Origin of the sequence: Escherichia sp. E4930 (assembly GCF_005845405.1) — a bacterium.
Taxonomy (GTDB): Bacteria; Pseudomonadota; Gammaproteobacteria; order Enterobacterales; family Enterobacteriaceae; genus Escherichia.
The window spans coordinates 13,452-36,115 of record NZ_VCDZ01000017.1; the positions used below are offsets into that span (position 1 = coordinate 13,452).

The following is a 22,664-nucleotide window of genomic DNA, read 5'->3' on the forward strand; positions in this document are numbered from 1 at the left end:
GCGGAGGGCAAATGGCAACCTTACTCGCCCTGTTCAGCAGCCGGAGCTTCCGGTGCTGCAGCAGGTTGAGACTGCTCAGTCGCTTCTTTAATGCTCAGACGGATACGGCCCTGGCGATCAACTTCCAGAACTTTCACCGGTACTTCCTGACCCATCTGCAGGTAATCGGTCACTTTCTCAACGCGTTTGTCAGCGATTTGAGAGATGTGTACCAGACCTTCTTTACCGCCGCCGATGGCAACAAATGCGCCAAAGTCAACGATACGGGTCACTTTACCATTGTAGACGCGGCCCACTTCGATTTCTGCAGTGATCTCTTCGATACGACGAATAGCGTGTTTCGCTTTCTCGCCGTCGGTCGCTGCGATCTTCACAGTACCGTCATCTTCGATTTCGATGGTGGTGCCAGTTTCTTCGGTCAGAGCACGGATTACAGAACCGCCTTTACCGATAACGTCTTTGATCTTGTCCGGGTTGATCTTGATGGTATGGATACGCGGAGCGAACTCAGAGATATCACCACGTGGCGCGTTGATCGCCTGTTCCATTACACCCAGGATGTGCAGACGCGCACCTTTAGCCTGGTTCAGTGCAACCTGCATGATCTCTTTCGTGATACCTTCAATTTTGATATCCATCTGCAGTGCAGAGATACCGTCGCGGGAACCCGCAACTTTGAAGTCCATATCGCCCAGGTGATCTTCGTCACCCAAAATGTCAGACAGTACAACGTAGTTGTCGCCTTCTTTCACCAGACCCATTGCGATACCCGCAACAGCGGCTTTGATTGGCACACCTGCGTCCATCAGCGCCAGAGACGCGCCGCACACGGAAGCCATAGAAGAAGAACCGTTGGATTCGGTGATTTCAGACACAACACGTACGGTGTACGGGAATTTGTCCATATCCGGCATTACTGCCAGCACGCCGCGCTTCGCCAGACGACCGTGACCAATTTCACGACGCTTCGGAGAACCGACCATGCCAGTTTCGCCTACGGAGTACGGAGGGAAGTTGTAGTGGAACAGGAAGGTGTCAGTACGTTCGCCCATCAGTTCATCAAGAACTTGCGCGTCACGTGCAGTACCCAGCGTTGCGGTAACCAGCGCCTGCGTTTCACCACGGGTGAACAGCGCAGAACCGTGAGTACGCGGCAGCACGCCAGTACGCACATCCAGACCACGGATCATATCTTTTTCACGACCGTCGATACGCGGTTCGCCTGCCAGTACGCGGCTACGAACAACGTTTTTCTCGATAGCGTGCAGAATTTCACCCAGTTCGTTTTCGTCCAGGGTTTCATCTTCAGCAAGCAGCGTAGCGATGGTTTCAGATTTGATGACATCAACCTGCGCATAACGCTCTTGTTTGTCGGTGATGCGGTAAGCATCGCTCAGACGAGCTTCAGCCAGTGCAGCAACGCGCGCGTTCAGCGCTTCGTTTACCGGCTCCGGCTGCCAGTCCCAACGCGGTTTGCCGGCTTCTTTCACCAGTTCATTGATGTTCTGAATAACAACCTGCTGTTGTTCATGACCGAACACTACTGCGCCCAGCATCTGGTCTTCGCTCAGCAGTTCAGCTTCAGATTCAACCATCAGTACAGCGGCTTCAGTACCCGCAACAACCAGATCCAGTTTGCTCTCTTTCAGCTCGTCCTGAGTCGGGTTCAGTACGTACTGGTCATTGATGTAACCTACGCGGGCAGCACCAATCGGGCCATTGAACGGAATACCAGACAGAGACAGTGCTGCGGAAGCACCAATCATCGCGACGATATCCGGGTTAACCTGCGGGTTAACAGAAACCACGGTGGCGATAACCTGAACTTCGTTGACGAAGCCTTCCGGGAACAGCGGGCGAATCGGGCGGTCAATCAGACGCGCGATCAGGGTTTCGCCTTCGCTTGGGCGGCCTTCACGACGGAAGAAGCTACCCGGGATACGACCAGCAGCGTAGGTACGCTCCTGATAGTTAACGGTCAGAGGGAAGAAGTCCTGACCTGGTTTGGCTTTTTTCTGGCCGACAACGGTAACAAATACCGCGGTGTCATCCATGCTAACCATAACAGCGGCAGTGGCTTGACGCGCCATCATGCCGGTTTCCAGAGTCACGGTGTGTTGGCCGTACTGGAATTTACGAACGATCGGATTAAGCAATGTAATACCCTTTTCTTTCTTAGACAGCACCTTACGGTACTGGTGTTAATACCCGATCTTCTGCGCATCCTCGCGACTAATGACAACCCTAACCCAGCCAAATGTGGGTAAAGCCTCTCATTAGCCGCGCGAACCTCTGCAACGGAAGATCATTCATAGCAACAATACATTAGTTTCCAGTGAATTGCTGCCGTCAGTTTGAAAAAAGGGGCCACTCAGGCCCCTTTTCTGAAACTCGCAAGAATTAGCGACGCAGACCCAGGCGCTCGATGAGCTGGGTGTAACGTGCTACGTCTTTACGTTTCAGGTAGTCGAGCAGTTTACGACGCTGAGAAACCATGCGCAGCAGACCACGACGGCTGTGGTGATCTTTTTTGTGCTCTGCAAAGTGACCCTGCAGGTGGTTGATCTGTGCAGTCAGCAGTGCTACCTGAACTTCGGTAGAACCGGTGTCGTTTTCACCACGACCAAACTCAGAAACGATTTTAGCTGTTGCTTCAGTACTTAGAGACATTTTAAAACTCCAAAGTATATAGAATGAAAGGACGCCGATCTCTAATTCAGCGATCCCAGTGTACGTTACGCAAAGTGTTAAACAATTTACGCGACGTTAAGCGGCAGTATTCTACTCGTAGCGACCTGTTATCGCAAGACGGTTAACATTACGCCGGATATTCAACCACCAGGCGACGAGGCGCAACGCGGCCTTCATCGTCAATTTCACCCATACCGATAAACTTGCCATTCTCACCTTCTGTAACACGAACCAGTCCTTCCAGCGGCGCACCAGATGTACGAACTGGGTTACCATTTTTGAAGTAAACAGAAGACGTTAACGGAAGATTCACCACCGGATAGTCCGAAGCTGGACTGTCCATTGGCATCAGTAATGGATCAAGTAACTCCGCAGCCGGAATATCCTGCTGTTCAGCTTGCTCAACAAGTTCACGCAGGTGCTCCAGGGTCACCATCCGTTCAACCGGATATTTACTTACCGCCAGACGGCGCAGGTAAATAACATGCGCGCCACAGCCGAGTTTTTCACCCAGGTCATCAATGATGGTGCGGATATAAGTGCCTTTTGAGCAGTGAATTTCCAGCTCCAGCTCATTGCCTTCATGGCGAATAAACAGCAATTCATAAACGGTAATCGGACGCGCTTCACGCGGAACTTCAATGCCCTGACGCGCGTATTCGTACAGTTTTTTGCCCTGATATTTCAGTGCTGAATACATTGAAGGGATCTGTTCGATATCGCCACGGAAGGTATCCAGCGCCGCCGCCAGTTGCTCTGCACTAAAGGTTACCGGACGTTCTTCAACGATTTGTCCATCGGCATCGGAAGTATCGGTACGCTGTCCAAGACGCGCAATCACCCGATAGCGTTTGTCGGAGTCCAGCAGATACTGGGAAAACTTCGTCGCTTCCCCGAGGCAAATCGGCAACATGCCGGTCGCCAGCGGGTCCAGCGCGCCGGTGTGTCCGGCACGGTTGGCGTTATATATACGTTTCACTTTTTGCAGCGCATCGTTGCTGGACATACCCTGCGGTTTATCCAGCAACAAAACGCCGTTAATGTCGCGACCGCGACGACGAGGACGACTCATTAGTCCTCCTTGCTGTCGTCCGGGTTAACACGACGCTCTTCGTCATGTTTGACCACGCTGGTCACCAGGTTTGACATACGCATCCCTTCAACCAGCGAGTTGTCGTAGAAGAAGGTCAGTTCCGGCACGATACGCAGGCGCATCGCTTTACCCAGCAGGCTGCGGATGAAACCAGAAGCTTCCTGCAACGCTTTGATGCCCGCTTTAACCGCGTCTTCATCTTTGTCGTTAAGGAACGTCACATATACTTTGGCATACGCCAGGTCACGAGACATTTCGACACCGGAAACGGTGGTCATCATGCCCAGACGAGGATCTTTAATTTCACGCTGCAGGATGAGAGCGATCTCTTTTTGCATTTCCTGCGCTACGCGCTGCGGGCGACCAAATTCTTTCGCCATAATAAATTCTCCTGACAAAAAAGGGGCTGTTAGCCCCTTTTTAAAAATTAATTTCAGGTGGAAGGGCTGTTCACGTTGGCCTGATAAGACGCGCCAGCGTCTTATCAGGCAATCCATGCCGGATGCGGCATAAACGCCTTATCCGGCATGGAACCCTAAAAACCTTAAGCGATGGTACGTTGGATCTCGATGATTTCGAATACTTCGATCACATCGCCAGTGCGGACGTCGTTGTAGTTCTTAACGCCGATACCACATTCCATACCGTTACGGACTTCGTTAACGTCATCTTTGAAGCGGCGCAGGGACTCCAGCTCACCTTCGTAGATAACCACGTTGTCGCGCAGGACGCGGATCGGGTTGTGACGTTTAACCACACCTTCAGTAACCATACAGCCTGCGATGGCACCAAATTTCGGCGATTTGAACACGTCACGAACTTCCGCCAGACCGATAATCTGCTGTTTCAGTTCCGGAGACAGCATACCGCTCATCGCCGCTTTCACTTCGTCGATCAGGTTATAGATGACGGAGTAGTAACGCAGATCCAGGCTTTCCGCTTCAATCACTTTACGTGCAGAGGCATCAGCACGAACGTTAAAGCCAACCAGGATGGCGTTGGACGCCGCAGCCAGGGTGGCGTCGGTTTCGGTGATACCACCTACACCAGAACCGATGATCTTCACTTTAACTTCGTCAGTAGACAGTTTCAGCAAGGAGTCGGAGATCGCTTCCACAGAACCCTGTACGTCTGCCTTCAGGACGATATTCACTTCGTGAACTTCGCCTTCGGTCATGTTGGCGAACATGTTCTCGAGTTTAGATTTCTGCTGACGAGCCAGTTTAACTTCGCGGAATTTGCCCTGACGGTACAGTGCAACTTCACGTGCTTTCTTCTCGTCACGTACAACGGTAACTTCATCACCCGCAGCCGGAACACCGGACAAGCCGAGGATTTCCACCGGAATGGACGGACCCGCTTCCAGCACTTCCTGACCCAGTTCGTTACGCATCGCACGAACACGACCGTATTCGAAGCCACACAGAACGATATCGCCCTTATGCAGAGTACCTTCGCGTACCAGTACAGTAGCAACCGGACCACGACCTTTATCGAGGAAGGATTCGATAACCGCACCGCTCGCCATCCCGTTACGCACGGCTTTCAGTTCAAGGACTTCAGCCTGCAGCAGGATAGCATCCAGCAGTTCATCAATACCGGTACCCGCTTTTGCAGATACGTGTACGAACTGGCTTTCGCCGCCCCACTCTTCTGGCAGGATGCCGTACTGAGAGAGTTCGTTCTTAACGCGATCCGGATCGGCTTCTGGTTTATCGATTTTGTTCACAGCAACCACCACCGGAACACCCGCCGCTTTCGCGTGCTGGATAGCTTCGATGGTCTGCGGCATTACGCCGTCGTCTGCAGCAACAACCAGGACTACGATGTCCGTTGCCTGCGCACCACGTGCACGCATTGAAGTAAACGCGGCGTGCCCCGGGGTGTCCAGGAAGGTGATCATGCCGTTTTCAGTTTCAACGTGGTATGCACCAATGTGCTGGGTAATGCCGCCCGCTTCGCCAGAGGCCACTTTCGTTGAACGAATGTAGTCCAGCAGAGAGGTTTTACCGTGGTCAACGTGACCCATGATGGTCACAACCGGTGCGCGTGGTTCAGCCGCAGCGCCCGTGTCACGGTCGCTCATTACCGCTTCTTCCAGCTCGTTTTCACGACGCAGGATAACTTTGTGGCCCATCTCTTCGGCTACCAGCTGTGCGGTTTCCTGGTCGATAACCTGGTTGATGGTTGCCATTGCGCCCAGTTTCATCATCGCTTTGATGACCTGAGAGCCTTTAACCGCCATCTTGTTAGCCAGTTCGCCAACGGTGATGGTTTCGCCGATCACAACGTCACGGTTAACGGCCTGAGCTGGCTTCTGGAAGCCCTGCTGCAGCGAAGAACCTTTACGTTTTCCGCCTTTACCGCCACGTACCGCTGCACGCGCTTCTTCGCGATCAGCTTTTGATTCAGCGTGTTTGTTGCCTTTCTTCGGACGCGCTGCTTTCGCGTTACGACCACGGCCACGGCCGCCTTCGACTTCACGATCGCTTTCGTCTTCTGCCTGACGGGCATGTTGAGAGGTAGTGACGTGATAATCGCTGGAATCTTCAGTCGGTTCCGCGTTATCAGTCCATTTGTTTTCTTCCGCCATACGACGTGCTTCTTCAGCAACGCGACGTGCTTCTTCTTCGAGTTTACGACGCGCTTCTTCTTCAGCTTTACGCTTGAGCTCTGCAGCTTCCTGCTCACGGCGGGCTTTTTCAGCCTGGGCGGTTTTAGTCATATCGTCTTGTTGATTGCTCACTTTGTCTTTTTCCGCAGCTTCACGTTTCGCTTGTTCAGCGGCTTCACGTTTAGCTTGTTCTGCGGCCTCACGTTCAGCTTTTTGTTGCGCCTCGCGTTTGGCCGATTCTTCTGCCTCACGACGGGCTTGCTCTTCCGCTTCACGCTGCGCTTGCTCTTCCGCCGCAAGGCGCTCGGCCTCTTGCGGGTCACGTTTCACAAAGGTGCGTTTCTTGCGGACTTCGATTTGTACCGATTTGCTTTTTCCACCGGTACCAGGAATGTTAAGGGTGCTGCGTGTTTTACGCTGCAGCGTTAATTTGTCCGGCCCTGAATTTTTCTGATTCAGGTGGTCAATTAAAGCCTGTTTCTCTTGTGCGGACACAGAGTCGTCAGCAGACTTCCGGATACCTGCATCAGCAAACTGCTGTACCAGGCGTTCCACGGAGGTCTGTCGCTCTGCGGCCAGCGTTTTAATCGTTACATCTGTCATGCTGTTCCTTCCTGCTACAGTTTATTACGCTTCGTCACCGAACCAGCAAATATTACGGGCAGCCATAATCAGTGCTCCGGCTTTTTCGTCGGTCAACCCTTCGATATCAGCCAGATCATCAATGCCCTGTTCGGCGAGATCTTCCAGCGTACAAACGCCACGGGCGGCCAGTTTGAATGCCAAATCACGATCTATCCCTTCAAGGTTCAGCAGATCGTCAGCCGGTTTGTTATCACCGAGGCTTTCTTCCTGGGCCTGTGCAATGGTGGCCAGTGCATTTTTAGCACGCTCACGCAGTGCTTCAACGGTCGGCTCATCAAGGCCTTCGATTTCCAACAGCTCTTTCATCGGCACATAGGCCAGTTCTTCCAGCGTCGAGAAACCTTCTTCTACCAGGACAGTCGCGAAGTCTTCGTCAATGTCGAGATAACGGGTGAAGGTGTCAATCGCTGCATGCGCTTCCGCCTGATGCTTAGCCTGCAGGTCGTCAACGGTCATCACGTTGAGTTCCCAACCGCTGAGCTGCGAAGCCAGACGCACGTTCTGACCGTTACGGCCAATCGCCTGCGCCAGGTTACCGGCTTCAACGGCGATATCCATGGTGTGTTTATCTTCATCCACCACGATAGAAGCAACGTCTGCCGGTGCCATCGCATTAATCACGAACTGCGCCGGGTTATCATCCCACAGGACGATATCGATACGCTCGCCGCCCAGTTCAGTAGAAACCGCCTGAACACGCGCGCCACGCATACCTACGCAAGCACCTACCGGATCGATACGTTTATCGTTGGTTTTCACCGCGATTTTCGCACGAGAACCCGGGTCGCGAGCCGCTGCTTTAATTTCAATCACTTCTTCGCCGATTTCTGGCACTTCAATGCGGAACAGTTCGATCAGCATTTCCGGCTTGGAACGGGTAACGAACAGTTGCGCGCCACGCGCTTCCGGGCGAACGGAATAAAGCACGCCACGAACGCGGTCGCCAGGGCGGAAGTTTTCACGCGGCAGCATATCTTCGCGCAGGATCACGGCTTCAGCGTTGTTGCCCAGATCCAGAGAGATGTTGTCGCGGTTTACTTTTTTCACCACGCCGGTGATGATTTCACCTTCGTGTTCACGGAACTGATCAACCACCATCGCACGTTCGGCTTCACGCACTTTCTGCACGATAACCTGTTTTGCCGTCTGGGTGGTGATACGGTCAAAGGTAACAGACTCAATCTGATCTTCAACGTAATCGCCCAGGTTCAGGCTTTCATCTTCATAACGTGCGGCTTCAAGGGTGATTTCCTTGGTCGGCTGGGTGACTTCATCAACAACTAACCAGCGACGGAAGGTGTCAAAATCACCGCTTTTGCGATCGATCTGTACGCGGACGTCGATCTCTTGTTCATATTTTTTCTTTGTTGCTGTCGCCAGCGCGCTTTCCAATGCTTCGAAAATCTTCTCGCGAGGTAGCGCCTTTTCATTGGATACGGCTTCAACTACAGCCAAAATTTCTTTGTTCATCGCGGGCTTTTCACCTCATCCAGACTATTAAAAGTGGGGAACCAGGTTCGCCTTCTGGATATTACTCAGCGCGAACACTTCATCTTTACCTTCGACGGTAACTGTGATCATTTCACCGTCTACCGCTTTGATAACGCCCTGCCATTTACGACGGTTTTGTACCGCCATACGGAGAACCAGAGTCACCTCTTCTCCGACAAAACGGGCGTAGTGTTCAGCCGTGAACAGTGGGCGATCGAGACCCGGTGAGGAGACTTCCAGGTTATAAGCAACGGTGATGGGATCTTCAACATCCAGCACAGCACTTACCTGGTGGCTCACATCAGCACAATCATCAACATTGATGCCATCTTCACTATCAATATAGATGCGCAGTGTGGATGTGCGACCGCGAATAAACTCGATGCCAACCAGCTCAAAACCCAGGGCCTCAACTGGCGCAGTAATCATCTCTGTTAATTTTTGCTCTAATGTGGACAAGCCCACCCCCAAGACATAAAAAAAGGGCCTAAAGCCCAGTTATTCTGTAGTCAGATAACAAAAAACCCCGATAAATCGGGGCTTTATATAACTGAACCCTATAACCGCAACTGCGGTCTGGAGCACTTTCCAGAAGGATTTTTTCAAATCCCACTACGAAGGCCGAAGTCTTCACAGTATATTTGAAAAAGAACTCTAAGGGAAAGTGGTTGCGGGGGCCGGATTTGAACCGACGACCTTCGGGTTATGAGCCCGACGAGCTACCAGGCTGCTCCACCCCGCGCCTGAAACGTGGCAAATTCTACTCGTTTTGGGTAAAAAATGCAAATACTGCTGGGATTTGGTGTACCGAGACGGGACGTAAAATCTGCAAGCATTATAGTGATCCACGCCACATTTTGTCAACATTTATTGCTAATCATGTGAATGAATATCCAGTTCACTTTCATTTGTTGAATACTTTTGCCTTCTCCTGCTCTCCCTTAAGCGCATTATTTTACAAAAAACACACTAAACTCTTCCTGTCTCCGATAAAAGATGATTAAATGAAAACTCATTTATTTTGCATAAAAATTCAGTTAGAGCGGAAATCCAGGCTCATCATCAGTTAATTAAGCAGGGTGTTATTTTATGACGACGATTCTCAAGCATCTCCCGGTAGGTCAACGTATTGGTATCGCTTTCTCTGGCGGTCTGGACACCAGTGCCGCACTGCTGTGGATGCGAAAAAAGGGAGCGGTTCCTTATGCATATACTGCAAACCTGGGCCAGCCAGACGAAGAGGATTACGATGCGATCCCTCGTCGTGCCATGGAATACGGCGCGGAGAACGCACGTCTGATCGACTGCCGCAAACAACTGGTGGCTGAAGGTATTGCCGCTATTCAATGTGGCGCATTTCATAACACCACCGGCGGCCTGACCTATTTCAACACCACCCCGCTGGGTCGCGCCGTGACCGGCACCATGCTGGTTGCTGCCATGAAAGAAGATGGCGTAAACATTTGGGGAGATGGCAGCACCTATAAAGGCAACGATATCGAGCGTTTCTATCGTTACGGTCTGCTGACCAATGCTGAACTGCAGATTTACAAACCGTGGCTCGACAGCGACTTTATCGATGAACTGGGAGGCCGTCATGAAATGTCTGAATTTATGATTGCCTGCGGTTTCGACTACAAAATGTCTGTCGAAAAAGCCTACTCCACGGACTCCAACATGCTTGGTGCAACGCATGAAGCGAAGGATCTGGAATATCTCAACTCCAGCGTCAAAATCGTCAACCCAATTATGGGCGTGAAGTTCTGGGATGAGAGTGTGAAGATCCCGGCAGAAGAAGTCACAGTACGCTTTGAGCAAGGTCATCCGGTGGCGCTGAACGGTAAAACCTTTAGCGACGACGTAGAAATGATGCTGGAAGCCAACCGCATCGGCGGACGTCACGGCCTGGGCATGAGCGACCAGATCGAAAACCGTATCATCGAAGCGAAAAGCCGGGGCATTTATGAAGCCCCGGGGATGGCACTGCTGCACATTGCGTATGAACGTCTGCTGACCGGTATTCACAATGAAGACACCATTGAGCAGTATCACGCGCATGGTCGTCAGTTGGGACGTCTGCTGTACCAGGGGCGTTGGTTTGATTCCCAGGCGCTGATGCTGCGTGACTCCCTGCAACGCTGGGTTGCCAGCCAGATAACAGGTGAAGTGACGCTGGAACTGCGTCGCGGGAACGACTACTCGATCCTCAATACCGTCTCTGACAACCTGACCTATAAAGCAGAGCGCTTGACCATGGAGAAAGGCGACTCTATGTTTACGGCTGAAGATCGAATTGGTCAACTGACCATGCGTAACCTGGATATTACCGATACCCGCGAGAAGCTGTTCGGTTATGCCAAAACAGGTCTGCTCTCATCTTCTGCCACTTCAGGTGTGCCGCAGGTGGAGAATCTGGAAAATAAAGTTAAGTAATATCATAGCTTTCGTGCTAAAGGCCGCCGATGCGGCCTTTTTTACGACCAATAAAATCTGATTGTGCATAACGATTTAGATGTCTGTTCCAGCAAAGCTGGGCAATATCATGAGTTCATTAATATCGCTTGTCGCATGCAAACTGAAGCTAAACGCACTATTGTGCGCCGATTCGTTTTGACGTTCGAAAGACAACGGAAATTGATCAAGTTGATGACATTCAGGATGGATCAATAAAAACGAAAAAGACGCTTTTCAGCGTCTCTTTTTTGGAATTTGGTACCGAGGACGGGACTTGAACCCGTAAGCCCTATTGGGCACTACCACCTCAAGGTAGCGTGTCTACCAATTCCACCACCTCGGCACGGATACTACTTTTTAGTTCGGGATATCGCTGGTCGGCTTAGCCGGAGCAGCTGGCTGAGTTTGTTCGGTTTTCGCCGGCGCACTCAGGTTTTCCCATTCGCTACCTTTATTGGTTTTGTTGCTATTGATGTTACCCAGCACCAGACTGATGATGAAGAATAACGTTGCCAGCAGCGCCGTCATGCGGGTCATGAAGTTACCAGAACCACTTGAACCAAACAGCGTAGCAGAAGCGCCTGCTCCGAAGGAGGCTCCCATATCAGCGCCTTTACCTTGCTGCAGCATGATCAGACCTACAAGGCCAATTGCTACAATAAGGAAAACTACTAAAAGAGCTTCGTACATAATCAACCTGTTCCTTGCGGAGTTGCCGCGTACCAATGCTTCAACCAATAAAGCGGGAGTTTTTAATCTTTCCCACTGAAGCGGGTGTGAATACTAACCAAAGCGAATGACCTTCGCAAGGGCAATTTTATCGCATTGTATCAACTGCGGAAAAAAACAGCAAAACCGATGTGCTTAAGAAGAACAAAGGCGACAATCGCCGCCTTTTTAGCCAGTTAGCTATCGAATCAAACTGCTTTTACCGCGTCAGCGATGCGATGCGCAAATTCGGTTACCTGCGCTTCGTCTTCACCTTCTACCATCACGCGAATTAACGGCTCGGTGCCAGATTTACGCAGCAACACGCGTCCACGGTTGCCCAGCGCAGCTTCAACCTCTGCGGTCACGGCTTTAACTGACTCATGCTCAAGCGGATCGCCGCTACCTGCGGTGTAACGCACATTAACCAGAATCTGCGGGAACATTTTCATGCCACTGCAAAGGTCGTGCAGGCTCATATGGTTACGCGCCATCGCCGCCAGCACCTGCAAACCAGCAACGATGCCGTCACCGGTAGTGGTTTTATCCAGCAGGATCACATGACCGGAGTTCTCGGCACCGATGCGCCAGCCTTTCTCCTGCATTTTTTCCAGTACGTAGCGGTCGCCCACTTTCGCACGAGCAAATGGAATACCTAACTGTTTCAGCGCCAGTTCCAGCCCCATATTGCTCATCAATGTACCCACAGCGCCACCACGCAGCTGGCCCTGACGAAGACCTTCACGCGCGATGATATACATGATCTGATCGCCATCGACTTTATTGCCTTCATGGTCAACCATAATCACGCGGTCGCCGTCACCGTCAAAGGCGATACCGAGATCCGCTTTTTCAGCCAGCACACGCGCCTGTAACGCACGAACATCAGTTGCGCCCACTTCGGCATTGATGTTTACGCCGTTCGGCTCACAACCGATAGCGATAACATTCGCTCCCAGCTCGCGCAGCACGTTCGGCGCAATGTGATAAGTCGCACCGTTTGCACAATCCACCACAATCTTCAGTTCACTGAGGCTAAGTTCGTTCGGGAACGTGGCTTTGCAAAACTCGATATAGCGACCCGCGGCATCAACGATACGGCTGGCTTTACCCAGTTCTGCCGAATCAACGCAGCTAATCTCTTTTTCCATTTCAGCTTCAATGGCTTCTTCAACTGCATCCGGCAGCTTGGTGCCGTCAATAGAAAAGAATTTGATCCCGTTATCATAAAATGGGTTATGTGATGCAGAAATTACAATCCCAGCTTCGGCGCGGAAGGTACGCGTCAGATAAGCCACGGCCGGTGTTGGCATCGGGCCAGTGAAGAGTGCGGAAAGACCGGCAGCCGCCAGACCCGCCTCCAGCGCCGACTCCAGCATATAGCCAGAAATACGCGTGTCTTTACCAATAATGATCTTACGGGAGCCGTGGCGCGCCAGCACTTTACCCGCAGCCCACCCCAGCTTAAGCACAAAATCAGGCGTGATCGGCGCATCCCCAACACGACCACGAATCCCATCGGTACCGAAATATTTACGATTACTCATAGCGTTTGTTTTCCTTTGCAGACAGAGTGGCTTCCACCACTCGCATCGCTTCTACGGTTTCTTTGACGTCATGAACACGAATAATGTGCGCGCCTTGCATTGCGGCAATGACCGCACAGGCCAGACTACCGCTCAGACGCTCAGATGGCCCAACGTTCAGCAGCTGCCCAATCATCGATTTTCGAGACATGCCCACCAATAGCGGCAGGTTGAAATGGTGAAATTCAGCCAGGCGCGCCAGTAATGAATAGTTATGGGAGAGATTTTTACCGAAACCGAATCCGGGGTCGAGCAACAATTTCTCTTTTGCGATACCCGCCCGTTCACAACGTGCTATTTGCTCAATAAAGTAGCGATTTACCTCGGCAAAGACATCGTCATACTTTGGTGCTTCCTGCATGGTCTTTGGGTTTCCCTGCATATGCATCAGGCAAACTGGCAAACCAGTTTCAGCGGCAGCTTCCAGGGCGCCGGGTTCGGAAAGGGAGCGGATATCATTAATGATGTGAGCGCCTGCTTTCGCTGACTCACGGATCACTTCTGGTTTGGATGTATCTACCGAGATCCAGACTTCGAAGCGTTGAGCAATTGCCTCAACCACAGGAATAACACGTTGCAACTCTTCTTCAACGCTCACTTCCGCAGCCCCTGGACGTGTGGACTCGCCGCCAACGTCAATGATCGTTGCGCCAGCATTGATCATCAGATTCGCATGTTTCACCGCATCAATCAGCGAATTATGCGTGCCGCCATCGGAGAAAGAATCAGGCGTGACGTTGAGGATCCCCATTACGTGAGGATGGCTAAGGTCCAGTGAAGTGCCCTGGGCAAAGAGTTTCATGGTGTTATCCCTGGTATGAATTGATAAGAAAAAACCCCGGAGCACGCCCCGGGGTTTTCGGTACAAATACAGTCATCTGATGCGGGAACTTACTTGTCGCCTAACTGCTCTGACATGGTGTTACCCGGGTTCGGCGTACGCGGTTCATCAACCGGACGCGGAGCCTTTGGACTACCATTGTCGCCAGAATTATTAGAAGCACCTGGTTCTTCCCAGCCCGCTGGCGGGCGTACATCGCGACGTGCCATCAGGTCGTCAATCTGCGGTGCATCGATGGTTTCATATTTCATGAGCGCATCTTTCATCGCATGCAGAATATCCAGGTTGTCGTTCAACAACTGACGCGCACGATTGTAGTTACGCTCAATCAGTAACTTCACTTCCTGGTCGATGATACGCGCAGTTTCATCGGACATATGTTTCGCTTTCGCCACGCTACGACCGAGGAACACTTCACCTTCTTCTTCCGCGTACAGCAGCGGACCAAGTTTTTCGGAGAAGCCCCACTGAGTCACCATGTTACGTGCCAGGTTGGTCGCAACTTTAATATCGTTGGACGCCCCGGTAGAAACATGTTCCGGCCCGTAGATGATCTCTTCTGCCAGACGACCACCGTACAGCGTAGAAATCTGGCTTTCCAGTTTCTGACGGCTGGCACTGATTGCGTCGCCTTCAGGCAGGAAGAAGGTCACACCCAATGCACGTCCGCGCGGAATAATCGTCACTTTGTGCACCGGATCGTGTTCCGGAACCAGGCGACCGATAATCGCATGGCCTGCTTCGTGGTATGCCGTCGATTCTTTCTGCGCTTCCGTCATCACCATGGAGCGACGTTCCGCACCCATCATGATTTTGTCTTTCGCTTTCTCGAACTCAACCATCGACACAACGCGTTTGTTGCCACGAGCAGCGAACAGTGCCGCTTCGTTCACCAGGTTCGCCAGGTCAGCACCGGAGAAACCAGGAGTACCACGGGCAATGATTGCCGCGTCGATATCGGGTGCCAATGGTACGCGACGCATGTGAACTTTCAGGATCTGCTCACGACCGCGAACATCTGGCAGACCAACCACAACCTGACGGTCGAAACGGCCAGGACGCAGCAGTGCCGGGTCCAGAACGTCCGGACGGTTAGTCGCGGCGATAACGATGATACCTTCGTTACCTTCGAAGCCATCCATCTCAACCAGCATCTGGTTCAGAGTCTGTTCACGTTCATCGTGACCACCGCCAAGACCTGCGCCACGCTGGCGGCCGACGGCGTCGATTTCATCGATAAAGATGATGCACGGTGCCGCTTTCTTCGCCTGTTCGAACATGTCACGAACACGGGATGCACCCACACCGACGAACATTTCTACGAAGTCAGAACCGGAGATAGTAAAGAACGGAACTTTCGCTTCGCCTGCAATCGCTTTCGCCAGCAGCGTTTTACCGGTACCCGGAGGACCGACCATCAGGACGCCTTTCGGGATCTTACCGCCGAGTTTCTGGAAGCGGCTTGGCTCGCGCAGATACTCAACCAGTTCAGCAACTTCTTCTTTTGCTTCGTCGCAGCCCGCAACGTCAGCAAAGGTCGTTTTGATCTGATCTTCCGTCAGCATGCGCGCTTTGCTCTTACCGAACGACATGGCACCTTTGCCACCGCCGCCCTGCATTTGACGCATGAAGAAGATCCAGACACCAATCAGCAACAGCATCGGGAACCAGGAGATGAAGATAGAAGCCAGCAGGCTTGGCTCTTCAGGCGGTTCACCGACAACCTTGACGTTCTTGGTCAGCAGGTTATCCAGTAACTTCGGATCCTGAACCGGAATGTAAGTGGTATAACGGTTACTATCTTTCTTGGTAACGTTGATTTCACGTCCGTTGATACGCGCTTCACGAACCTGGTCGTTATTGACCTCTTGTAGGAAGGTAGAGTAATCCACCTTACGTCCATTAGACTCGCTGGGCCCAAAGCTCTGGAATACTGACATCAGCACAACGGCAATGACCAGCCAGAGTATTAGGTTTTTCGCCATGTCACTCAAGGGATTAACCTCTTATTACAACTGTGTTAAAAACAGCGTCAGGATACTCTATATCCAGCATCTTTCAAACTTTCGTCTGAAATCTCCCGGTTAGGGTTTACGCCCGGTCGCTACAATATACACTTCCCGCGAACGTGCACGAGAAGAGTCCGGCTTACGAACTTTGACCTTCGTAAACAGGGAGCGAATTTCCCTTAGATACTCATCGAAACCTTCGCCCTGGAACACCTTCACTACAAAACTGCCACCTGGCGCTAATACATCACGACACATTTCTAGCGCCAGTTCCACCAGATACATGGCACGGGGGATATCCACCGCCGGTGTTCCGCTCATGTTTGGTGCCATATCGGACATGACAACCTGGACTTTGCTGTCGCCTACGCGCTCCAGCAGTGCTTTCATCACCAGTTCATCACGAAAATCGCCCTGAAGAAAGTCCACACCAACGATAGGATCCATAGGTAAAAGATCGCAAGCGATGATACGGCCTTTGCCGCCAATTTGGGTGACCACATATTGTGACCAACCACCTGGCGCAGCACCAAGGTCGACAACCGTCATTCCCGGTTTAAAGAGTTTGTCACTTTGCTGTATTTCATCAAGTTTAAACCAGGCACGGGAACGTAACCCCTTTTTCTGTGCCTGTTGAACATATTTATCGCTAAAGTGTTCCTGAAGCCAGCGACTGGAGCTGGCAGAACGCTTCTTACCTGTCATTTAACTTTCCCATTGGGATAACTCATCGTAACCAATTGCGTAAATTTTTACGCACCTATTTGGCGATATATGGGAGATGGCGGTAGAATGACCCGTTTTCAATCCCAACGTAAGCAAAAAAATACGATGAATCTGAGTACTAAACAAAAACAGCACCTGAAAGGTCTGGCACATCCGCTCAAGCCAGTTGTTCTGCTTGGCAGTAATGGTTTGACCGAAGGGGTGCTGGCCGAGATTGAACAAGCGTTAGAGCACCATGAACTCATCAAGGTGAAAATCGCCACTGAAGATCGCGAAACTAAAACCTTGATCGTGGAAGCTATCGTGCGCGAAACCGGCGCCTGTAATGTACAGGTCATCGGTAAAACGCTGGTGCTTTATCGTCCAACTAAAGAACGTAAAATCTCGCTGCCACGCTAAGATTATCCTAAAGTTACACACATTTGCTGTGTAAAACGAGGGATTTTCCGCAAGCAGGAGAGCAAAATGCCACGCTCTGTTCGTTGATAAAAGGCCGCATAGCGGCCTTTTTCCTTTCTTTACAATACATCAACATTTTGAGTATTGGGTAATTCTTACAGGTATTCCACCTTAATTACTTCAAATTCTACATCGCCGCCCGGCGTTTTGATGACCACGACATCATCTTCTTCTTTGCCAATCAGGCCACGAGCAATAGGCGAGTTTACAGAAATCAGGTTTTGTTTAAAGTCAGCTTCGTCATCGCCAACGATGCGATAAGTCTGTTCTTCGTCAGAATCCAGATTCAAAACCGTTACGGTAGCACCAAAAATAACGCGCCCATTGTTGGGCATTTTGGTGACATCAATCACTTGCGCGTTCGACAGCTTAGCTTCGATATCTTTGATACGGCCTTCGCAGAAGCCCTGCTGTTCACGCGCTGCGTGGTATTCGGCGTTTTCTTTCAGGTCGCCATGCTCACGCGCTTCCGCGATAGCAGCAATGATTTCAGGACGGCGCACAGATTTCAGAAAATCCAGCTCTTCGCGTAATTTTTCAGCGCCGCGTAAGGTCATCGGAATAGCTTGCATTTGTTATACCTCTTGAATATTCCTGATGGGGAGAGTCTCCACTCGCCCCGGCTGTTCGGCATGCCCGGCACAACTCCTCGTCGGGGCCAGAAGCAAAAAAATACCGACCCGGGAACAGGTCCCAGGCCAGCAATAATTCACATTTTGATAGTCATTTTACCCTGAAGTTCCCGAAGGGTCATCGTTTACTTTATAGGGCGTTGCGCCGTAGTATGACGGCTCGATTCCAGGTTGTTAGCGCGAGATTATGCGATTTTCCAGATTTATCATCGGATTGACCAGCTGTATAGCGTTCAGTGTTCAGGCCGCGAATGTAGATGAGTACATTACTCAACTCCCCGCTGGCGCCAACCTTGCCCTGATGGTGCAAAAAGTCGGCGCGTCTGCCCCTGCTATTGATTATCATAGTCAGCAAATGGCGCTGCCCGCCAGTACGCAGAAGGTGATCACTGCGCTGGCGGCGTTGATTCAACTTGGCCCCGATTTTCGTTTTACCACGACGCTTGAAACCAAAGGCAATGTGGAAAACGGCGTACTCAAGGGTGACTTAGTGGCGCGATTTGGTGCCGATCCGACGCTAAAACGTCAGGATATTCGTAATATGGTGGCGACCCTGAAAAAATCAGGCGTCTCCCAAATCGAGGGCAATGTGTTCATAGACACGTCCATTTTTGCCAGTCACGATAAAGCCCCCGGCTGGCCCTGGAACGATATGACACAATGCTTTAGCGCCCCGCCTGCCGCCGCCATTGTTGACCGCAATTGCTTTTCCGTCTCGCTCTACAGTGCCCAAAAACCCGGTGATATAGCCTTTGTTCGCGTGGCCTCTTATTATCCTGTAACGATGTTCAGCCAGGTACGCACTCTCCCCCGAGGTTCAGCCGAAGCGCAATATTGCGAGCTGGATGTGGTGCCAGGCGACCTTAACCGCTTTACGTTAACCGGATGCCTACCACAACGTTCAGAGCCGCTCCCGTTGGCTTTTGCCGTACAGGATGGCGCCAGCTACGCCGGAGCGATTCTGAAAGATGAGTTAAAACAGGCAGGCATTACCTATTCCGGCACGCTACTGCGACAAACGCAGGTTAACGACCCAGGAACGGTGGTTGCCAGTAAACAGTCGGCCCCTTTGCACGATCTGCTTAAGATTATGCTGAAAAAGTCCGACAACATGATCGCCGATACCGTCTTTCGCATGATTGGTCATGCGCGCTTTAATGTCCCTGGGACATGGCGGGCCGGGTCGGACGCCGTGCGTCAGATCCTGCGTAAGCAGGCGGGTGTGGATATTGGCAACACGATTATTGCAGATGGTTCCGGGCTTTCACGGCATAACCTGATTGCACCAGCCACCATGATGCAGGTGCTGCAATACATTGCCCAACACGACAATGAGCTTAACTTTATCTCAATGCTACCTTTGGCAGGCTACGATGGTTCGTTGCAGTACCGTGCAGGTCTGCATCAAGCGGGAGTAGATGGTAAAGTTTCAGCGAAAACAGGTTCGTTGCAGGGCGTGTATAACCTGGCAGGATTCATCACCACAGCAAGTGGGCAACGAATGGCGTTCGTACAATATCTTTCTGGTTATGCAGTAGAACCCGCGGATCAGCGTAATCGCCGTATTCCGTTGGTACGTTTTGAAAGCCGTTTGTATAAAGATATTTATCAGAACAATTAGTCAAAAAGAAACCCCGGCACATGGCCGGGGTTTCAGATTATTGACAAAGCGCGCTTTGTTTATGTCGGATGCGCCGTGAACGCCTTACCCGCCCTACAAAATCGTGCAAATTCAATATATTGCAATCATCTTGTAGGCCTGACCTGATAAGTGTAGCGCATCAGGCTTATTTGGCGTTTGTCATCAGTGATTAACGCTTGTAAATGAACTCAACGCCTTCTTCGTCGTCTTCGTCCCAATCGTCATCCCAGTCTTCATCATCCTCTTCAGCAATCTCTTCAAGCTGCTGGCGGTGATAATCATCCCACATGAATTCGACTTTCTCTGGCTGTTTCGCTTCTTCTGCCTGCACGACCGGGTTTTCAATGATAAAGGTCATCACATCCCAGCAGAGATCTTTCACGCCCAGTCCGCTCGCCGCAGAGATCAGATAATATTTATCTTCCCAGCCCAGCGCCTCAGCGATCGCTTTCGCTTTCTCTTCAGCTTCTGCTTTATCCAGCAGGTCGATCTTGTTGAAGACTAACCAGCGTGGTTTCGCCGCCAGATCCTGGCTGTATTTTTCCAGCTCGCTGATAATAATACGCGCGTTTTCAACCGGATCGGTGCCGTCAATCGGATCGATATCGATGAGGTGCAACAGGACGCGGCAACGTTCCAGGTGCTTCAGGAAGCGAATGCCCAGACCTGCGCCTTCCGCTGCGCCTTCAATCAACCCCGGGATATCAGCAACAACGAAGCTCTTCTCGTTGTCCATACGTACCACGCCAAGGCTTGGTACGAGCGTAGTAAACGGATAGTCCGCTACTTTCGGTTTAGCCGCCGAGACAGCGCGGATAAATGTCGATTTACCGGCATTTGGCATTCCCAGCATACCGACATCAGCCAGCAGCATCAGCTCCAGCAGCAGCTCGCGCTTATCGCCCGGCGTACCGTTGGTTTTCTGCCGTGGTGTACGGTTAACGGACGATTTGAAACGGGTATTGCCCAGACCGTGCCAGCCGCCCTTGGCAACCAGCAGACGCTGACCGTGTTTGGTCATATCGCCCATGGTTTCACCAGTGCCCTGATCGATAACACGCGTACCTACCGGCACTTTAATCGTCACGTCTTTACCGCGCTTACCGGTACAATCGCGGCTTGCGCCGTTCTGACCGCGCTCTGCACGGAAAGATTTTTCAAAACGATAATCGATAAGCGTGTTCAGGTTCTCGTCGGCTTCCATCCATACGTCACCACCGTCACCGCCGTCGCCGCCATCCGGGCCGCCTTTCGGAATATATTTTTCGCGGCGGAAGCTCACGCAACCATTACCGCCATCACCTGCAACGACCAGAATCGATGCTTCATCAACAAACTTCATTTTATTCTCCGTAAATCATTCGCCTGCGCGGGGTTGCGATACCACCGTTGTATGCTTACGTAATCCGCCCCAAATACGATGACCAATGGCGGAATACATCGCGCCCGCAACCACGACAAACGCACCGAGATAACCTAAAAGGTTTAACATCGGTCTGGCGAAGAAATCGGGCCAGGCCAGTGATAAAAGATCTGAAAAAAACAGCGTAAACAGTGGGGTGAGCGTGATGATCGCACTCACCTGCGCTGCCTGCCAGCGAGCCATCGCTTCCGCCAGGGCGCCATATCCTACCAAGGTATTCAGTCCGCAAAAAATTAAACATGCGAGCTGCCAGTGGCTAAGCTGCGCTATCACCCCTGGCTTTGCCAGAGGGAAGAGCGCAATTGTACATAAAGTGTACAGTAAAAACAGGATCTGCGGTGAGGCCAGCCGACGCAATAAAACCTTTTGCGCCACGCCATAACTCACCCAGACCGTCGCCGCACCGACCCCAAAGATAACTCCCCAGGTATAATCGGTGAGCTTTGTAAATATCTCGACCAGACTGGTGTTAAAAAACATCACCAGGCCGCTCAGGAGCATCAATGCCCCCACAACCTGAGTGCTGCGCATTTTCTCTTTCAGGATAAATACGCTGGCAACCATCATGCCAACTGGCGAGAGTTGCCCAATCACCTGCGAAGCGGTCGGACTCAGGTATTGCAAGGATGAGCTGAACAGGATGAAGTTCCCAAACAGCCCAGCGGTCGCCACTGCCAACAAAATCAACCAGCGTGGCTTACGAAACACGCGTAATGGCGGCAACCTCTTCTTCACCGCAAGAATGGCACCAAGACCAATACTCGCCATCAAGAAACGGTAAAACACGATTGTCGGAGGCTCCATCACCTCCAGCACCTGCTTCATTGCGATTGGCAACGCCCCCCAGCAAATTGCTGTGGTGAGCGCCAAAAGAATGCCAATGCCTGCCTGCTGCTTCATACCGTATTCCCTGCAAAGCGCATTTGCGGATTAACGCCGCACCATGCGCATTTTACCGGTTATCGAATGTAAAAAGCCCCGCAACGTGTTGCGGGGCTTTCATCCGTTACCGGGACGCGAAAAACTTATTCAGCTTCGATGCTGATAAATTTACGGTTTTTCGGGCCTTTAACTTCGAATTTCACTTTACCGTCTGCTTTAGCAAACAGAGTGTGGTCACGACCGCAACCTACGTTAGCGCCAGCGTGGAATTTGGTACCACGTTGACGAACGATGATGCTACCCGCCAGAACGGATTCGCCACCGAAACGCTTAACGCCCAGGCGTTTAGCTTCTGAATCGCGACCGTTACGTGTGGAGCCGCCAGCCTTTTTATGTGCCATTTGAAATCTCTCCTCAGGTCTTAGGCGCTGATGCCAGTAATTTTCACATCAGTGAACCACTGACGATGGCCCTGCTGCTTACGATAGTGTTTACGACGGCGAAACTTAACGATTTTAACTTTCTCGCCACGACCGTGAGCAACAACTTCAGCTTTGATTACGCCGCCATCAACGAAAGGAACGCCGATTTTGACTTCTTCACCGTTTGCGATCATCAGCACTTCAGCGAACTCAACAGTTTCGCCAGTTGCGATGTCCAGCTTTTCCAGGCGAACGGTCTGACCTTCGCTTACTCGGTGTTGTTTACCACCACTTTGGAAAACCGCGTACATATAAAACTCCGCTTCCGCGCACACCTTTTCAATGA

At 51.5% G+C, this 22,664-nt stretch carries 20 protein-coding genes and 2 tRNA genes; 3 read left to right on the forward strand and 19 right to left on the reverse strand.

What is annotated here, in order from left to right:
- Nucleotides 1-20: 20 nt before the first annotated feature.
- The 8 genes from pnp to FFT88_RS18200 form a co-directional block, all read right to left on the reverse strand.
- Nucleotides 21-2,156 (reverse strand): polyribonucleotide nucleotidyltransferase, encoded by a 2,136-nt coding sequence (pnp, locus tag FFT88_RS18165; protein ID WP_001298330.1) that lies wholly within the window; start codon nucleotides 2,154-2,156, stop codon nucleotides 21-23.
- Nucleotides 2,157-2,400: 244 nt separating this feature from the next.
- Complete coding sequence (rpsO, locus tag FFT88_RS18170; RefSeq protein ID WP_000059470.1) at nucleotides 2,401-2,670, reverse strand: 30S ribosomal protein S15; 270 nt, start codon at nucleotides 2,668-2,670, stop codon at nucleotides 2,401-2,403.
- A gap of 148 nt (nucleotides 2,671-2,818) precedes the next feature.
- On the reverse strand, nucleotides 2,819-3,763 hold the full coding sequence (truB, locus tag FFT88_RS18175; RefSeq protein ID WP_000089698.1) for a tRNA pseudouridine(55) synthase TruB: 945 nt from the start codon (nucleotides 3,761-3,763) through the stop codon (nucleotides 2,819-2,821).
- Nucleotides 3,763-4,164 (reverse strand): 30S ribosome-binding factor RbfA, encoded by a 402-nt coding sequence (gene rbfA / locus FFT88_RS18180; RefSeq protein WP_001040205.1) that lies wholly within the window; start codon nucleotides 4,162-4,164, stop codon nucleotides 3,763-3,765. The genes truB and rbfA overlap by 1 nt, the downstream gene beginning before the upstream one ends.
- A 164-nt stretch (nucleotides 4,165-4,328) precedes the next feature.
- On the reverse strand, nucleotides 4,329-7,001 hold the full coding sequence (gene infB / locus FFT88_RS18185) for a translation initiation factor IF-2 (RefSeq protein ID WP_130204600.1): 2,673 nt from the start codon (nucleotides 6,999-7,001) through the stop codon (nucleotides 4,329-4,331).
- Between the two features lie 24 nt (nucleotides 7,002-7,025).
- Entirely contained in the window at nucleotides 7,026-8,513 is a 1,488-nt protein-coding gene (gene nusA / locus FFT88_RS18190) for a transcription termination factor NusA (protein WP_130204598.1), read from the reverse strand.
- Between the two features lie 27 nt (nucleotides 8,514-8,540).
- Complete coding sequence (gene rimP / locus FFT88_RS18195; protein WP_001300397.1) at nucleotides 8,541-8,993, reverse strand: ribosome maturation factor RimP; 453 nt, start codon at nucleotides 8,991-8,993, stop codon at nucleotides 8,541-8,543.
- 206 nt (nucleotides 8,994-9,199) lie between these two features.
- Nucleotides 9,200-9,276: transfer RNA gene (locus FFT88_RS18200), tRNA-Met, on the reverse strand.
- A gap of 347 nt (nucleotides 9,277-9,623) precedes the next feature.
- On the opposite strand from FFT88_RS18200, the gene argG reads away from it, so the two are divergent.
- Nucleotides 9,624-10,967 (forward strand): argininosuccinate synthase, encoded by a 1,344-nt coding sequence (argG, locus tag FFT88_RS18205; protein ID WP_135403597.1) that lies wholly within the window; start codon nucleotides 9,624-9,626, stop codon nucleotides 10,965-10,967.
- A gap of 277 nt (nucleotides 10,968-11,244) precedes the next feature.
- Here the strand turns inward: argG and FFT88_RS18210 are convergent.
- From FFT88_RS18210 to rlmE, 6 genes are all read right to left on the reverse strand, one after another.
- Nucleotides 11,245-11,331 (reverse strand) — tRNA-Leu (locus FFT88_RS18210).
- 14 nt (nucleotides 11,332-11,345) lie between these two features.
- Complete coding sequence (secG, locus tag FFT88_RS18215; RefSeq protein ID WP_001295556.1) at nucleotides 11,346-11,678, reverse strand: preprotein translocase subunit SecG; 333 nt, start codon at nucleotides 11,676-11,678, stop codon at nucleotides 11,346-11,348.
- A 227-nt stretch (nucleotides 11,679-11,905) separates the two neighbouring features.
- Entirely contained in the window at nucleotides 11,906-13,243 is a 1,338-nt protein-coding gene (glmM, locus tag FFT88_RS18220) for a phosphoglucosamine mutase (RefSeq protein ID WP_000071134.1), read from the reverse strand.
- Nucleotides 13,236-14,084: a dihydropteroate synthase gene (gene folP / locus FFT88_RS18225; RefSeq protein WP_130219207.1), complete on the reverse strand. Its 849-nt coding sequence runs from the start codon at nucleotides 14,082-14,084 to the stop codon at nucleotides 13,236-13,238. The genes glmM and folP overlap by 8 nt, the downstream gene beginning before the upstream one ends.
- Before the next feature lie 89 nt (nucleotides 14,085-14,173).
- Entirely contained in the window at nucleotides 14,174-16,108 is a 1,935-nt protein-coding gene (gene ftsH, locus FFT88_RS18230) for an ATP-dependent zinc metalloprotease FtsH (RefSeq protein ID WP_064529531.1), read from the reverse strand.
- Between the two features lie 99 nt (nucleotides 16,109-16,207).
- Nucleotides 16,208-16,837, reverse strand: coding sequence for a 23S rRNA (uridine(2552)-2'-O)-methyltransferase RlmE (rlmE, locus tag FFT88_RS18235; protein ID WP_000145975.1), 630 nt, complete (start codon nucleotides 16,835-16,837; stop codon nucleotides 16,208-16,210).
- Nucleotides 16,838-16,963: 126 nt separating this feature from the next.
- Between rlmE and yhbY the strand changes: the two genes are divergently transcribed.
- On the forward strand, nucleotides 16,964-17,257 hold the full coding sequence (gene yhbY, locus FFT88_RS18240; RefSeq protein WP_001054420.1) for a ribosome assembly RNA-binding protein YhbY: 294 nt from the start codon (nucleotides 16,964-16,966) through the stop codon (nucleotides 17,255-17,257).
- Between the two features lie 155 nt (nucleotides 17,258-17,412).
- On the opposite strand, the gene greA is transcribed toward yhbY, so the two are convergent.
- Nucleotides 17,413-17,889 (reverse strand): transcription elongation factor GreA, encoded by a 477-nt coding sequence (gene greA / locus FFT88_RS18245; protein ID WP_064529530.1) that lies wholly within the window; start codon nucleotides 17,887-17,889, stop codon nucleotides 17,413-17,415.
- 247 nt (nucleotides 17,890-18,136) lie between these two features.
- On the opposite strand from greA, the gene dacB reads away from it, so the two are divergent.
- Nucleotides 18,137-19,570, forward strand: coding sequence for a serine-type D-Ala-D-Ala carboxypeptidase (gene dacB / locus FFT88_RS18250; RefSeq protein ID WP_135403598.1), 1,434 nt, complete (start codon nucleotides 18,137-18,139; stop codon nucleotides 19,568-19,570).
- 190 nt (nucleotides 19,571-19,760) lie between these two features.
- Here the strand turns inward: dacB and cgtA are convergent, their stop codons facing one another.
- The 4 genes from cgtA to rplU form a co-directional block, all read right to left on the reverse strand.
- Nucleotides 19,761-20,933, reverse strand: coding sequence for an Obg family GTPase CgtA (gene cgtA / locus FFT88_RS18255; protein WP_000673561.1), 1,173 nt, complete (start codon nucleotides 20,931-20,933; stop codon nucleotides 19,761-19,763).
- Between the two features lie 15 nt (nucleotides 20,934-20,948).
- Entirely contained in the window at nucleotides 20,949-21,914 is a 966-nt protein-coding gene (locus FFT88_RS18260; RefSeq protein WP_000813037.1) for a DMT family transporter, read from the reverse strand.
- Nucleotides 21,915-22,039: 125 nt separating this feature from the next.
- Complete coding sequence (gene rpmA / locus FFT88_RS18265) at nucleotides 22,040-22,297, reverse strand: 50S ribosomal protein L27 (RefSeq protein ID WP_000940595.1); 258 nt, start codon at nucleotides 22,295-22,297, stop codon at nucleotides 22,040-22,042.
- 20 nt (nucleotides 22,298-22,317) lie between these two features.
- A complete protein-coding gene (rplU, locus tag FFT88_RS18270; RefSeq protein ID WP_000271401.1) occupies nucleotides 22,318-22,629 on the reverse strand; it encodes a 50S ribosomal protein L21 in 312 nt (103 codons plus the stop codon).
- Between the last annotated feature and the right edge of the window lie 35 nt (nucleotides 22,630-22,664).